The 14,747-nt window shown below is 58.8% G+C and carries 10 protein-coding genes and 1 pseudogene; 8 read left to right on the forward strand and 3 right to left on the reverse strand.

The annotated features are described in order from the left end of the window. Both BT204_RS26515 and BT204_RS26520 read right to left on the reverse strand, forming a co-directional pair. Positions 1–419 (reverse strand): ribonucleotide-diphosphate reductase subunit beta (locus BT204_RS26515; RefSeq protein WP_175550992.1); only part of this gene is annotated, 419 nt, incomplete at its 3' end. 554 nt (positions 420–973) lie between these two features. Beyond that, positions 974–1,243, reverse strand: a complete 270-nt coding sequence (locus BT204_RS26520) for a DUF2790 domain-containing protein (RefSeq protein ID WP_054896740.1) — start codon at positions 1,241–1,243, stop codon at positions 974–976. A gap of 397 nt (positions 1,244–1,640) precedes the next feature. On the opposite strand from BT204_RS26520, the gene acs reads away from it, so the two are divergent. The 8 genes and pseudogenes from acs (at position 1,641) to argR (ending at position 9,660) form a co-directional block, all read left to right on the forward strand. Then, positions 1,641–3,596, forward strand: coding sequence for an acetate--CoA ligase (acs, locus tag BT204_RS26525; RefSeq protein ID WP_005790645.1), 1,956 nt, complete (start codon positions 1,641–1,643; stop codon positions 3,594–3,596). 697 nt (positions 3,597–4,293) lie between these two features. Next, positions 4,294–5,079 carry an ABC transporter substrate-binding protein gene (locus BT204_RS26530; RefSeq protein WP_034128472.1) on the forward strand — a complete coding sequence of 262 codons (786 nt, stop codon included), beginning with the start codon at positions 4,294–4,296 and terminating at the stop codon, positions 5,077–5,079. Between the two features lie 91 nt (positions 5,080–5,170). Next, positions 5,171–5,860: an ABC transporter permease gene (locus BT204_RS26535; RefSeq protein WP_003193627.1), complete on the forward strand. Its 690-nt coding sequence runs from the start codon at positions 5,171–5,173 to the stop codon at positions 5,858–5,860. Continuing rightward, positions 5,857–6,555 carry an ABC transporter permease gene (locus BT204_RS26540; RefSeq protein WP_034119440.1) on the forward strand — a complete coding sequence of 233 codons (699 nt, stop codon included), beginning with the start codon at positions 5,857–5,859 and terminating at the stop codon, positions 6,553–6,555. The genes BT204_RS26535 and BT204_RS26540 overlap by 4 nt, the downstream gene beginning before the upstream one ends. A 1-nt stretch (position 6,556) precedes the next feature. Then, positions 6,557–7,669, forward strand: coding sequence for a succinylglutamate desuccinylase/aspartoacylase family protein (locus BT204_RS26545; protein WP_054896742.1), 1,113 nt, complete (start codon positions 6,557–6,559; stop codon positions 7,667–7,669). A 27-nt stretch (positions 7,670–7,696) separates the two neighbouring features. Further along, the gene (locus tag BT204_RS26550; RefSeq protein WP_014719598.1) at positions 7,697–8,461 is read left to right on the forward strand and encodes an ABC transporter ATP-binding protein; all 765 of its coding nucleotides are present in this window, start codon (positions 7,697–7,699) and stop codon (positions 8,459–8,461) included. 34 nt (positions 8,462–8,495) lie between these two features. After that, a pseudogene (locus BT204_RS28245) lies at positions 8,496–8,582 on the forward strand (outer membrane lipoprotein carrier protein LolA); the annotation flags it as partial. Positions 8,583–8,679: 97 nt separating this feature from the next. After that, a complete protein-coding gene (argR, locus tag BT204_RS26555; protein WP_034128470.1) occupies positions 8,680–9,660 on the forward strand; it encodes a transcriptional regulator ArgR in 981 nt (326 codons plus the stop codon). An 8-nt stretch (positions 9,661–9,668) separates the two neighbouring features. Here the strand turns inward: argR and BT204_RS26560 are convergent, their stop codons facing one another. Then, positions 9,669–14,696: a leucine-rich repeat domain-containing protein gene (locus BT204_RS26560; RefSeq protein WP_072448852.1), complete on the reverse strand. Its 5,028-nt coding sequence runs from the start codon at positions 14,694–14,696 to the stop codon at positions 9,669–9,671. Positions 14,697–14,747: the final 51 nt, after the last annotated feature.

Below are 14,747 nucleotides of genomic sequence, written 5' to 3' on the forward strand. Positions count from 1 at the left end.
TCGGTCAGGCCTTCGGGGTTTTTCCACAGGGCGATGTCGGCGGTCATGTTGACCTCTTGCGGCATCCAGTGGTTGGCGCAGCCGTCGAGGTACTTCTGCCAGGCCCAGTCGTACTTGAATGGCACGAGTTGGTTGAGGTCGGCGCGGCAGTTGATCATGCGCTTTTCGTCAACGGCGACGCGGGCGGAGGCGCCTTCCAGCTCGGCGAGGCCTTCGGCGACGTCGAGTTTGTCCAGGGCGGCCTTGGCGCGCACGATGGCGGCGGAGTCGTTGGCGGTGACGGCACGGGCTTCCACGGCGGCAGCGGCGCCGGCACCGTCGAGGCGGTCCATGTTGGCTTCGGTGGCGTGGCCGGCGTTGGCGCCTTTAGCGGCTACTTCGCCTTCTTCTTCTTTGTCGAATTCGTCCCAGCTCAGCATGACGTGTCGTCTCCTGCGTGAGGGCTCAAAGGTGCCCGTGTGAAACCGGATGGTTGGGTGTTCACACGGCCCTAGGGCCGCGGTGGATCTTAAGGAATCGTTTGTTGCAACAGCTCGCGCAGGCAAATAAACGGAATCAGGTTGCGGGTGCTGCATGAGGCTTGAGGGGCGCAGCGATGCGTACTTGCTGCAGCGCAGGCTCAAGGTCTGGCTCTTTATCCCTGTGTAAAGGGATATTGCAGGCCCGATTTACCCGCGCATTATAGGGAAAAATTCAGGTTTGTGTTGCGGCGGATGGTCACTTGGGAGCGCCAAAATGACGTGGGTTTCGGCCAAAGCGAGTGTTTGCAAGGCTTTGCTGGGCGTGGGGGTTTTTGATGGGCGGGGATGTTTTTTTTGGGGCAGGGGAAGGGGGCGTAAAAAGAGTGGTCGTGGCTGAAATCGCCATCGCAGGCAAGCCAGCTCCCACAATTGATGTGGGGTGTATTCAAGGGCGGGTTCTTGGCCGCAAGAACGATTTCTTGCGGCAATTAAGAATCCAACTTCAGAAGTTGTTAGCCGTTAGAGCAACCATTGCCCATTACTTGATAGTTGAGAATATGACGCTGGCCTTGAGAATCTTCATATTCCATCTTCACCGGTACAACTTCGCAGACTTCTGGAATGCTGCTCATGGACAAGACTTTGGCCACATCCAAGTGCGTGCTATAGGTGTAGTTCTCGACAATCGGGGCGTTCTGGCCGGCCAGTTCAGTCGGGGCTTCGTCCGCCAGGGCAGCGGTGGCGCACAGGCTGCTCAGGGCGATCACTAATAACGCTTTCATTGCTTCATTACCTTCTTCAGGGCGAAAGGGGGCACGGGGCCCTTGTGAGGCCGCGTGTGTCACTTAAAAGTTGGGAAGTTCGGATTAACGTTGCCTTCGTGGGGGCTGTTGCGTTGTTAATCAGAGTGCCTTGTTGGCGGAGTTGATTTTAGGCGCCTCGGTTATATTCATATACCCGTGCTTTTGATAAACACTTTTGGCGGTTTTTGTAACAATCCCTCAATCAAGATTTTTTCAGAGACCTGCCAGGCGTCGCAGCACGCGGGCCAGAGCGGTGAAAAGGCATAGCAGGGCAATTTGTAGGGTCTTGTTACTACCATCGTCGAATGGTTCTATAGGCCCACCCCGGCTACAACAGGGGCCATACAACAACAACTATGTCACCGAGGTAAGAAAGATGAGTGCGGCTTCCCTGTACCCCGTTCGCCCCGAAGTAGCAGCCAATACGCTGACCGACGAGGCGACCTACAAGGCCATGTACCAGCAGTCGGTGGTCAACCCCGATGGCTTCTGGCGCGAGCAAGCCAAGCGCCTTGACTGGGTCAAGCCTTTCACCGCGGTGAAGCAGACCTCTTTCGACGACCACCATGTCGACATCAAATGGTTCGCCGATGGCACCCTGAACGTTTCCTACAATTGCCTGGACCGTCACCTCGCCGAGCGTGGCGACCAGATCGCAATCATCTGGGAGGGCGACGACCCTGCCGAGAGCCGCAACATCACCTACCGCGAGTTGCATGAGGAAGTCTGCAAGTTCGCCAACGCCTTGCGCGGCCAGGATGTGCACCGCGGCGATGTGGTGACTATCTATATGCCGATGATTCCCGAAGCCGTGGTCGCCATGCTGGCCTGTACCCGCATCGGCGCGATCCATTCGGTGGTGTTTGGCGGTTTTTCCCCGGAAGCCCTGGCCGGTCGCATCATCGACTGTAAGTCGAAAGTGGTGATTACCGCTGACGAAGGCATCCGCGCTGGTAAGAAGATTCCGCTGAAGGCTAACGTTGACGACGCGCTGACCAACCCGGAAACCAGCAGCATCCAGAAGGTGATCGTGTGCAAGCGCACCAATGGCGCGATCAAGTGGAACCAGCATCGCGATATCTGGTACGAAGACCTGATGAAAGTGGCGGGCACCGTCTGCGCGCCAAAAGAAATGGGCGCCGAAGAAGCGCTGTTTATCCTCTATACCTCTGGCTCTACCGGCAAGCCTAAAGGCGTGCAGCACACCACCGGCGGCTACCTGCTCTATGCGGCCCTGACCCACGAGCGTGTATTCGACTATCGCCCGGGCGAAATCTACTGGTGCACTGCCGACGTGGGCTGGGTCACTGGCCACACCTACATCGTCTACGGCCCGCTGGCCAATGGCGCGACCACGCTGCTGTTCGAAGGCGTGCCGAACTACCCGGACATCACCCGCGTGGCGAAGATCGTCGACAAGCACAAGGTCAACATCCTCTACACCGCACCGACTGCGATCCGCGCCATGATGGCCTCCGGCACCGCCGCCTGTGAAGGCGCCGACGGCAGCAGCCTGCGCCTGTTGGGTTCGGTGGGTGAACCGATCAACCCGGAAGCCTGGGACTGGTACTACAAGAACGTCGGCCAATCCCGTTGCCCGATCGTCGACACCTGGTGGCAGACCGAAACCGGTGCCACGCTGATGAGCCCACTGCCAGGCGCCCATGCGTTGAAGCCGGGTTCGGCCGCACGGCCGTTCTTCGGTGTGGTGCCGGCGCTAGTGGACAACCTGGGCAACATCATCGAAGGCGCCGCCGAAGGCAACCTGGTGATTCTGGATTCTTGGCCAGGCCAGGCGCGTACCCTGTACGGCGACCATGACCGTTTTGTCGACACCTACTTCAAGACCTTCCGCGGCATGTACTTCACCGGTGACGGCGCACGTCGCGATGAGGATGGTTACTGGTGGATCACTGGCCGTGTGGATGACGTGTTGAACGTGTCCGGCCACCGCATGGGTACTGCCGAGATCGAGAGCGCCATGGTTGCGCACCCCAAAGTCGCCGAGGCGGCGGTGGTGGGCGTGCCGCATGACATCAAGGGGCAGGGCATTTATGTGTATGTCACCTTGAAGAATGGCGAAGAGCCCAACGAAGCACTGCGCCTGGAGCTGAAAAACTGGGTGCGCAAGGAAATCGGGCCGATTGCCTCGCCGGACGTAATCCAGTGGGCGCCCGGGTTGCCGAAAACGCGCTCGGGGAAAATCATGCGGCGCATTTTGCGCAAGATCGCCACGGCTGAATACGACGGGTTGGGGGATATCTCTACTTTGGCAGATCCAAGCGTGGTGGCGCATTTGATTGAAACGCACAAGACCATGAACGTCGCGTAAGCGGGGTAGGTGGGACAGAGCCCCATTCGGTGCAAGCCGGGTGGGGCTTTTTTGTGGGGGGCCATGTAACACCGAGATGCAGTGTGGGAGCTGGCTTGCCTGCGATAGCTATTTATCAGTTAGCCCATCTTTGGCTGATACACCGTTATCGCAGGCAAGCCAGCTCCCACAGTTCAGATCGCATTTCATAAAGGGGTGTGGGTGGCGGTCTGACAGAGCCGCATCACGACCAAGCCAATAAATATCGGTTTTCCCGGTAGGACGTTTCTGAATGTTACCGGCCCGCTCAAATGTGTAACCACCCGCACAAAGCTGGGGCAATGGACCACGCCCCCGCCCCGAAAAACCGCGTTCTAGACACCCCCAAAAATAAGATTAAACGCCAGACTTGCCGTGCTAGAAGGGTTTGCGAATAATAGGCCCGCAATTTGCAGCATCATCAGGTTTAATATCTTTTGTCTCTGCATAAAATTCAGAGGCTGTCAATGTGTTGGAACCGCTTTCTCAGTGCTTCTGTAAATTGTTGTCGCATTGAGGAAATATCGGCTTCCGGCCTGTCGTTAGAATGCCGATCACTCGCTCGTCGTCGCAGGTGTCGCCCGCGCAGGACGCAGCACCGCTATTCGGTTACACCTTCGCCGCATCGTGGGCCATGGCTCATACTGCTGTTTTTGCCCTATACCGATGGAGTCCCAAGATGAAGAAACTCGTGCTGTTGGGCGCCCTGGCGCTGTCCGTGCTGTCCATGCAGGCTTTCGCCGAAGGCAAGCCGCTGAAAATTGGTATCGAAGCGGCTTACCCTCCGTTTGCCTCGAAGGCGCCGGATGGCAGCATCGTCGGTTTTGACTACGACATCGGCAATGCGCTGTGCAAGCAGATGGACGTCAAGTGCACCTGGGTTGAGCAGGAATTCGATGGCCTGATCCCTGCGCTGAAAGTGCGCAAGATCGACGCGATTCTGTCGTCCATGTCCATCACTGAAGACCGCAAGAAATCCGTGGACTTCACCACCCGCTACTACCTGTCCCCAGCGCGCCTGGTGATGAAGGAAGGCACCACCGTCAGCGACAGCCTGGATGAGTTGAAGGGCAAGAAGATCGGTGTGCAGCGCGGTTCGATCCACGATCGTTTCGCCCGTGAAGTCCTGGCGCCAAAAGGTGCGGATATCAAGGGTTACAGTACCCAGAACGAAATCTACCTGGACGTGGCTGCCGGTCGTCTCGACGGTACCGTGGCTGACGCCACCCTGCTGCAAGATGGTTTCCTGAAAACCGACGCCGGCAAAGGCTACGCGTTTGTAGGCCCATCGTTCACCGAAGCCAAATACTTCGGCGACGGTATCGGCATCGCAGTGCGCAAAGGCGACAAGGAAAACCTTGAGCGCATCAATGCGGCCATCGCTGCAATCCGTGCCAACGGCGAATACAAGAAAATCCAGGACAAGTACTTCGACTTCGATATTTACGGCGCTGACGCCAAGTAACTCATCGCAGCTGTCTGTCCGAAATGGCGCAAGCAACAGTCATCCTGAAGTTTGCGCCATTTTTTCATCCCCCTTTTCGAGGACCTGAATCATGTTGAAAGGCTACGGGGCCGTTATCCTCGATGGCGCTTGGTTGACGCTTCAGCTCGCCTTGTCGTCCATGGCCTTGGCCATTGTTCTGGGTCTGATCGGGGTCGCGTTACGCCTGTCGCCGGTGCGCTGGTTGGCTTGGCTGGGTGACTTGTACTCCACGGTGATCCGCGGGATCCCCGACCTGGTGCTGATCCTGCTGATTTTCTATGGCGGCCAGGACTTGCTTAACCGCGTCGCGCCGCTATTGGGCTTTGACGACTATATCGACTTGAACCCCTTGGCCGCCGGTATCGGCACCCTGGGTTTCATCTTTGGCGCCTACCTGTCGGAAACTTTCCGTGGCGCCTTCATGGCCATTCCCAAGGGGCAGGCTGAAGCCGGCCTGGCGTATGGCATGAGCAGCTTCCAGGTGTTTTTCCGGGTGATGGTGCCGCAGATGATTCGGCTGGCGATCCCTGGGTTTACCAACAACTGGCTGGTATTGACCAAGGCCACCGCGCTGATTTCGGTGGTAGGTCTGCAAGACATGATGTTCAAGGCCAAGCAGGCGGCAGACGCCACCCGCGAGCCTTTTACCTTCTTCCTCGCAGTGGCGGCGATGTACCTGGTGATCACCAGCGTGTCGTTGCTGGCCTTGCGTTACCTTGAGAAGCGCTACTCGGTAGGCGTAAGGGCGGCTGATCTATGATCTTCGACTACAACGTCATCTGGGAGGCCATGCCGCTGTACCTCGGCGGCCTGCTGACCACCCTGAAACTGCTCGCTATCTCGCTGTTCTTCGGCCTGCTCGCGGCCTTGCCCCTGGGCTTGATGCGCGTGTCCAAGCAGCCGATCGTCAACGGCGTGGCCTGGCTTTACACCTACGTGATCCGCGGCACGCCGATGCTGGTGCAGCTGTTTTTGATCTACTACGGCCTGGCGCAGTTCGAAGCGGTACGCGAAAGCTTCCTGTGGCCGCTGCTGTCCAGCGCGACATTCTGTGCGTGCCTGGCGTTTGCGATCAACACCAGCGCCTACACCGCCGAAATTATCGCCGGCAGCCTCAAGGCCACTCCTAACGGTGAGATCGAAGCGGCCAAGGCCATGGGCATGTCGCGCTACAAACTGTACCGCCGCATCCTGTTGCCGTCGGCCCTGCGCCGCGCGCTGCCGCAGTACAGCAACGAAGTGATCATGATGCTGCAGACCACCAGCCTGGCGTCCATCGTTACCCTGATCGACATCACCGGTGCCGCGCGTACGGTCAATGCCCAGTATTACCTGCCGTTCGAAGCCTATATCACCGCCGGCGTGTTCTACCTGTGCCTGACCTTCATCCTGGTGCGCCTGTTCAAGTTGGCCGAGCGCCGCTGGCTGAGCTACCTGGCTCCACGGAAGCACTGATATGGAACGTATCGATCATCTGCTGCCCTGGGGGCATTTGGGCTGCGAGCGCCAACTGAGCGTGTTCCGCTTTGGCAGCGGCGAGCGCAAGGCCTATATCCAGGCCAGCCTGCACGCCGATGAGTTGCCGGGTATGCGTGCCGCGTGGGAACTGAAAAAACGCCTCACAAAGCTGGAGCAGCAGGGCGCCCTCAACGGCGTGATCGAGCTGGTGCCGGTGGCTAACCCGATGGGCCTTGGCCAGCTGTTGCAGGGCAGCCACCAGGGGCGTTTCGAAGTGGGCAGCGGCAAGAACTTCAATCGCGACTTCGTTGAGTTGAGCGAGCCGGTCGGTGCATTGTTGCAAGGCAAACTGGGTGATGACCCGCACGCCAATGTGCGCATGATTCGCCAGGCCATGAGCGATACGCTGGCCGCCTTGCCCGAGCCGAGCAGCCAGTTGCAAGGCATGCAGCGTATCCTGCTGAGCCATGCCTGCACCGCCGATGTGGTGCTGGACCTGCATTGCGACGCCGAAGCCGCACTGCACATGTACGCGCTGCCCCAACACTGGCCGCAGTGGCGGTCGCTGTCGGCACATCTGAATGTGAAGGTCGGCCTGCTGGCGGAAGATTCCGGCGGCAGTTCGTTTGACGAGGCGTGCTCGTTGCCGTGGCTGCGTTTGTCGCGCATGTTCCCGCAGGCGCAGATTCCGCTGGCCTGCCTGGCAACGACGTTGGAGTTGGGCGGCCAGGCCGACACCGGCCGTGATGAAGCCATCTTCCACGCCGAAGGCATCCTTGCGTTCCTCGCCGAACAAGGCTTGATCAAGGGCGAGTGGCCTGCGCCGCAACACGAACCTTGCGAAGGTGTGCCTTTTGAGGGCACCGAGCTGCTGTTCGCGCCCCATGCCGGGGTGATCAGTTACCTGCGTAAAGCGGGCGACTGGGTAGAAACCGGCGACGAGATTTTTGAAGTGATTGACCCCCTGACTGACCGCGTAAGCACTATTTGCGCGGGCACCTCGGGGGTGTTGTTTGCCGTTGAACGGCTACGTTATGCCCAAGCGGGTTTCTGGCTGGCCAAGGTGGCGGGGCGCGAAGCGCTGCGTCACGGGCGCTTGCTCAACGACTGACCACCTGTTTTTGTGAGAACCGACCGCATGTACAAGCTTGAAGTCCAAGACCTGCATAAACGCTATGGCAGTCATGAAGTGCTCAAAGGTGTGTCCCTGGCCGCCGCCGCCGGTGATGTGATCAGCATCATCGGTTCCAGCGGTTCGGGCAAAAGTACCTTTTTGCGCTGCATCAACCTGCTGGAGCAGCCCCACGCCGGCAAGATTCTGCTCAATAACGAAGAGCTGAAACTGGTGGCCAACAAGGACGGCGCCATGAAGGCTGCCGACCCCAAGCAACTGCAACGTATGCGTTCACGCCTGTCCATGGTGTTCCAGCATTTCAACCTGTGGTCGCACATGACCGCGATTGAAAACGTGATGGAAGCCCCGGTGCACGTGTTGGGCATATCGAAGAAAGAGGCCCGTGAAAAGGCCGAGCATTACCTGGCCAAAGTCGGCGTGGGCCATCGTAAGGATGCGTTCCCGGGCCACATGTCCGGTGGCGAGCAGCAGCGCGTAGCGATTGCTCGCGCGCTGGCGATGGAACCTGAGGTGATGCTGTTCGACGAACCTACTTCGGCGCTGGATCCGGAGTTGGTGGGCGAAGTGCTCAAGGTCATGCAGGACCTGGCCCAGGAAGGCCGCACCATGGTGGTGGTGACCCACGAAATGGGCTTTGCCCGCGAAGTGTCGAACCAGTTGGTGTTTTTGCACAAAGGCATTGTTGAAGAACGGGGCAATCCTCGCGAAGTGCTGGTGAACCCGCAGTCCGAGCGCCTTCAGCAATTCCTGTCCGGCAGCTTGAAATAGTCAAGGTTGCCACCCCTCCCCTGTAGGAGCGAGCTTGCTCGCGAAGATCGTCAACGATAACGCGGGAAGCCTGATACCCCGTGGCGTTCTCAGGTTTTTCGCGAGCAAGCTCGCTCCTACAGGAGGGCAGGGCTTCATTGTTTTTGAGATTTGTGTTGGTTTACGGGCTAGCATTGGCCCACAGCTTCTTTCACCGTTTTCGCTCCGGATAGCACTCCATGACCGCCCACAAAATTGGTTTCCTGATTTGGCCCAGCACAAAAGCACTCACGCTTGCGCTGGCTGAGGAGGCCTTGCGCGTTGCTCAGCGGGTACATCCGGATGTGGTCTACGAATTGTCGTTTCTGCAGGCCGAGCCGCAAACCGAGGGGGCCTGGCAACTGCCGGGCGAGCCGTGGGCCGGCAAGCTGGAAGGTTTTCAGAAACTGTTCCTGCTGGCGGATGAGCCGCCTGCCGCCATCGCCTCCCAGCTCAGCACCGCGCTCAAGCAACTGGTTCGGGCTGGTTGCGTGATAGGCGGGTTATCGGCAGGCGTGTACCCATTGGCCCAGCTTGGTTTGCTGGATGGTTATCGTGCTGCCGTGCATTGGCGCTGGCAGGACGATTTCGCCGAGCGTTTCCCCAAGGTCATCGCCACCAGCCACCTGTTTGACTGGGACCGTGATCGCCTGACCGCTTGCGGCGGCATGTCGGTACTTGACCTGCTGTTGGCGGTACTGGCCCGTGACCATGGCGCCGAGTTGGCCGGTGCCGTGTCTGAAGAATTGGTGGTGGAGCGCATCCGTGAGGGCGGCGAGCGCCAGCGCATTCCGTTGCAAAACCGCCTGGGCTCCAGCCATCCGAAGCTGACCCAGGCGGTGTTGCTGATGGAAGCCAATATTGAAGAGCCGCTGACCACCGATGAAATTGCCCAGCACGTGTGCGTGTCACGACGACAGCTGGAGCGCATCTTCAAGCAGTACCTTAACCGCGTTCCCAGCCAGTATTACCTGGAGCTGCGCCTGAACAAGGCGCGCCAGATGTTGATGCAAACCAGCAAGTCGATCATCCAGATCGGCCTGTCGTGCGGCTTCTCCTCGGGGCCGCATTTCTCCAGCGCCTACCGTAACTTCTTCGGCGCTACTCCCCGTGAAGACCGCAACCAACGGCGCAGCAGCAGCCCGTTCGAGTTGTCGTCGGTGCCCTCCGAGCGCGGTTGAGCGGCGGGCTATTCATCGCCCTCTGTGTCGGGTCCACCGCTGACGGAGTCCTGGTTGGGATTGATCGGCGGGGGTTGTAAAGCTTCCGGTACATCGAAACTTACCGCCGTGCGGTTGTAATAACTGCGCAGCATGGCGATCGCCGCGGGCGAGAAGGGGTTGCCGCTGAGGTCGAAGCCCTGGGCTCTGTCTGCATCCATTTCAAGGAGGTCGCTGGGCAGCTCGCTAATCTGGTTATTGCGCAAGCTCACTTGATCAAGCGATGGCAGGTTGAATATTCCGTTCGGCACTTGCGTGAGGCCGGCTTCTTCGATCATCAAACCTGTCAGTCCCGACATTTTGCTGATGTCGGGCGCGACGCCCAGCGGGTTATGACTCAGGTCCAGGTACTCAAGGTTTTGCAGGTCGCTCAGAGCGTCCGCGCTGGTGGTGGTCAAGCGAATATGGCTGTTTGCAAGGCTCAGTGACTTGAGTTTGGGTAGATTGAACACGGCGCCAGGAATGTCGTTCAAGGCATAGCGGTAGATCAGCAGGCTTTCCAGGTTGGGAAAGTGCTCGAGAAATCCCTGGGGAATCGACGTAGTTTCCTCTGCTCTCAATTCCAGCTTCGAAATGTGCTCGAAATCGATATTCAATGACGGTAGATCGCCTAGCGGCGCCAGCGTCACTTCCATCTCATGGGAGGCGGCGGGCGGCTCTTGGTCGGAGTCCAGAGCGGTTTCCCTTCGCCAAGCTGCTTCCAGCACTGTTTTGAGTTCGTCTCGCACCAACTGCTGCTGAGCCTGCGCTTGCTCGTCCAGTGGTGCCCTCGTAAGCGGATGCTGTGCCGGCACACTCACTATCCATTCCTGCAAATCGGCTTGAAGACGCTCGTAGTCCGCTTTCAAGCGCACCAAGTGTGCCATTGAGTCGTCCAGGCCGCCGGGCAGCCTGAAGATGAAGTTATTCGCCTGGTCGACGCTGTACTTGGGGTAAAGCGCTTGCACCATAAGCCTCTGCGCGGGGTTGGCATCAGCACCAAAATGTTCGCCGGTTATCTGGCAATAGGCTTTGATCCTCTGCAGCGTGGCGCGTGAGAACCCGTTGCCTGACAGGTTAAAGGCTTTGGCGGCATTGCCTGGCAGCTGGAAGATCAAATCAGGCAGCCGACTCAAATAGTTGTTGCTCAGATCGGCGCTGACTAGTTGGGGGCGATTGAGCAAGTTCTCGGGAAACAGGGAGATATGGGTTCCGCTCAGGTTCAGCGTCTGTAGTTCAGGCATGTGCCCGAGGTTGGGAGACCGTGACAGCTGATTGTTGTTGGACAGGTCCAGGCTTTTGAGTCCTGTGAATGGATCAAGGTCTGCGCGGTTTTGCAGGGTCAGGTTGCAGTTGCGCAGCGTCAGTCTGTCAAGGTGAGAAAGTGCGATGACCTCGGGAGGAATTGTGTTGAGGGCAACGTCGCTCAGATGCAACGTACGTAGGTTGGGGAAGTGGGTGAGGAAACCTGGCGCTCCCCGGGTAGTGGGGTAACCCTTTAGCGTCAAACTGGAAATGTGATCGAAGTTTGCATTGAGTACAGGCAGTTCGCCGTGAATGGGGTAGCCAAGGTTCAGTGTGCGTCCGATTGCGTGGTCAGTATCGATCGGCGTTTCATGGCGCCAGCCGCGGAGCAGTTCTTGTGTCCATATCCAGCGGTGCAGTTCCGCTTCGGCGACGGTGGAAGGGGGTAGCGGGGCATCGGTGTTGAGAGAGGCCTGCAAGAGGCTCGAGCGCCAGGCCATCAGATCGGTTTTCAGTCGTAAAAGCTCGTTTTTCAGGTAGCGGAGCGTCTGTAAGGGAGTGCTGGGATAGCTGTTCAAAATGTCCAGTGTCTGAGCCAGCTCTTGCGGGCTCAGGCCAGGGTACAGCTCGTGTAACAACGCCAATTCGGGGGTGTTACCGGCCTCTGGCGGTGTGGCGGGGTAGCCTTCCATGCCGCCGGGTAGGCGCATCAGCCTGGGGTCGTAGGCAGGTTTGCGCACTGGATCCTGGGCCAACAACGCGCCGAGCGCTTCACGTGTCAGGGGGCGCTGGCTCAAGGTTTGCCGCAACAACGGACCCTGGCCGATATGAATGCCCAGCGCATCGCGCTGAGTGTCAGGCAGGGCCTGCAGGACGGCAGTGTAAAAATCCGTTTCGGCAAGCACCATGCCTTTTTCGTCTTCGGGGATGTACTCGCCGTCGATGGTACGCACCAGGGTGCGTTTGATCGGTGCTTCAGGAGCGCCGATCGCATCGTGCAGCTTGCCGGTTTGCTTGAAATCGCGCACTTCCAGGCGCACAGACGGCGACCAGCCCGGCAGGTTTTCCAGCGAGTGCAGGGCGAGGCGGTGGGTGTCGCTGTTTTCCAGAGCGGTCATGTACAACCCTTCATGCGCCCGGCTGATTCGAACGTGATGAGCGGCCCAGCGTGCTCGCTCAAGTACCGGCGCGGGTACCTTGCCTTGGTCGATGTCCAGCAACTGCTGGCCGGTGGAGCAGCGTAATACGTCTTCGGCGGCGCTCGTTGGCAGGCCGGGCGCGGCGTCGATGATGGTTTGCAGGCGTGCGTCAGCGGTTATCTCCAGCCCGCGATAACGCGAGTCGAACAGCGAGGCGCGGCTTTTCTGAGCTGCGCGTGCCAGTTGTTTGCGCAGTTTGGCGGTGCGTGCAGGCAGGGTGGGCGTGGGGCCGAACGGCTCTTCAAGCAAGGTTTTGCGTTCCGACTCGTTCAAGGTTTCCAGCACGATCGTCAGCAAATCGCCCTTGTTCATCTGGGCTTCGTGTATCTGTGCCACGGCGGCGTTTTTATGGCCTTTGTGCTCCCAGACGGTTTCACCTTTGGCGTTGAGAAACCGCAGGGTCTTGGATTCGGGCCATAGGCCCGTCTGGCTCAGCAGCCACAGTTGCGTTTGGGTATCAGCCTTCTGATACATCGCAGGGTCATCGCTGTTCATTTGGTCGATGAAAGTTTGCAGCTGCTCATCGATCCGGATGCGCTTGAGTGTGTCGGCCAACAGCGGCGGTGGCGGTTGGTGGTCCATGTACAGTTTGCGCAGGGCGTCATCATTGGTCTCGCTGATGCGACTGGCTCTTTCAAGACCGGCTTCGCTGATACCTTCGGCAGATGGGCCGAGCCGGCGCAGCAAGGTGGTGCGATTCCAGGTCAACGGGCGATCCACGGGCGTCAACCAGGCGCCCTTGCCATTGCTCAGTACGCGTGGGCGGTAGGCGTGGGGGCGCGTAGGGTGTTCAAGGCTAGCGTTGCCCGAGGGTTGTTTGATGGAGAAATATTGCCCGTCCAGCGCCAGGATCTGCTTTTGTTGGTGGGCATGTAATCCCTGCGGGCCGGGGCGCGCCCCTGGAACCAATTGAATGTCGTGGGCGTAGGGCGCCAGGTCGGGGTTCCACAGACGGGTTTTACGGTCGGTGGTCACCGGAGTGAGTCTGTCAAAGAAGTCCCATAGCGCCTTCGGTAGCGTCTGTCGCAACAGGTTTTCGGCGATCGGTGCGCCGACCGCGAACATCCCCAGTTGGACCATTTGCTCAAGGATTGACATCAGGTGCCCGAATGCCTGGCGCTTGAGCCCTTCGGCCCAGTCGAGCACGCCTTCGAACACATCGTCGAGCAGTTGATAGGCGGTATAGCCGAGCATCAGTAAGCCCAGCGGCGGAACAAAGGGTGTTGCGATGAAGGCGGCGATTTCGAGAATGGCTTCACCGATTTTCTGCACAACCTCCCAGTGCCGCCAGCGAGCATTTCTGTCAGCGTCGGCGGTGGGAATGGCCGTTACGCGAGCATCGTTGAGCAACTTATCAAGCTTGTTCTCATACAGGTGCTCGTACAGGTCGTTGGTGATTTTCGTCGCATAGAATTGCAGGTTGGTTTTGGCCACGGGTTCGTCACGCCAGACAGGGCGGGGGTCGCCCGAAACATGCTCGTGCCAGACGACCTGTGATAAGCGGCTGTTGAGATCGGCAAAGAAGTAGCCACGCTGTTCATGCCTGACGAAACGGCTGAAAAACGCCTGATAGTCGGCGCTGCGCAGTTTGTTCGCCAGGTCCTGCATGAAGGCCTGACCGTTGGCGTAATACTTGAGCGGCGATTGCGGGTCGCCCGGAATGTAGGCCACCATCGGGACGGCGCTGCGATTGGACTCCAGGTCGGCGGCGAACAGCACGATGCCGGTCAAGGGGGCGTTCATCAGGCTAAGGTCATGGCACAGCAACGGCCTGCCGTTCAGGTCGCCGATCAGGTTTTTGAGAAAGCTGCGAAGTGCATTGAACGCTTGGGGCGATATATCTTTTTTCAGCTGCGCCATATGCAAGCTGGCTTGGGCGTCGGCTTTCAGGCTGTTGATGACCTTTTGGCGCAGTTGAGCCTTGATCGCCGCGTCATTGAAGCCCAAAAGGTTCTTGAGGTAGCGCTGGTATTGCTTGCCGACATCCAGCGCGCGGCATAATCCAATGAATTGCGCGATGCTGATTTTCTCGCGTAATTGGGGCAGCGTGTTGAATTGCCCGGTGGCGGAGGGCTGAGTAATGAATGTCGACTCTGGGGCATATGCCGTCGGCTTGCTTTCGTCCGCATCAAAGTTGTGCAATGCCGCCTCCACCAGTGAAACGGTCCAGGTTTTGGCGCCAGTTTCTATGGGAAGCAGCGGTGTGGTCTGTGGGATATACAAGCGCAGGTAAATAGCGCTGACGTCGCAGTCGGCGTCAAACTGCTGCTTGAGTGCCTGTTGCAGCAAGGGTGCGGCAAATGCTTGCGGGGATTGGAGCGTGGACAGGGCGCTGTCGACTTGGTTTTGCGCCTTCCAACTGTTCTCCAGTGCCTTCTTGGCGGGAGCTTGCTGGGTGCGGTTGGCATCGCCATACCAATCGGCGAATTCAATTGGGCTGTTTTTCAGGGCCTGACGCCGGGCACTTGAGGCGTTCCCTAGCCATTTCGGTAGGCGGGGGTTGACCTCGGCGGGCACTACGGCTGCGACTTGTGCGAGGTGTTGGGAGAGCGAGGTCTGAGTTGGGGTGGGCATGGGCTGGATCTTCATTGAGTTGAGGCAGCGACATCACACCAACTTTGATGC

It is taken from the genome of Pseudomonas sp. NFPP02 (assembly GCF_900119355.1).
GTDB classification, from domain to species: Bacteria; Pseudomonadota; Gammaproteobacteria; order Pseudomonadales; family Pseudomonadaceae; genus Aquipseudomonas; species Aquipseudomonas paracarnis.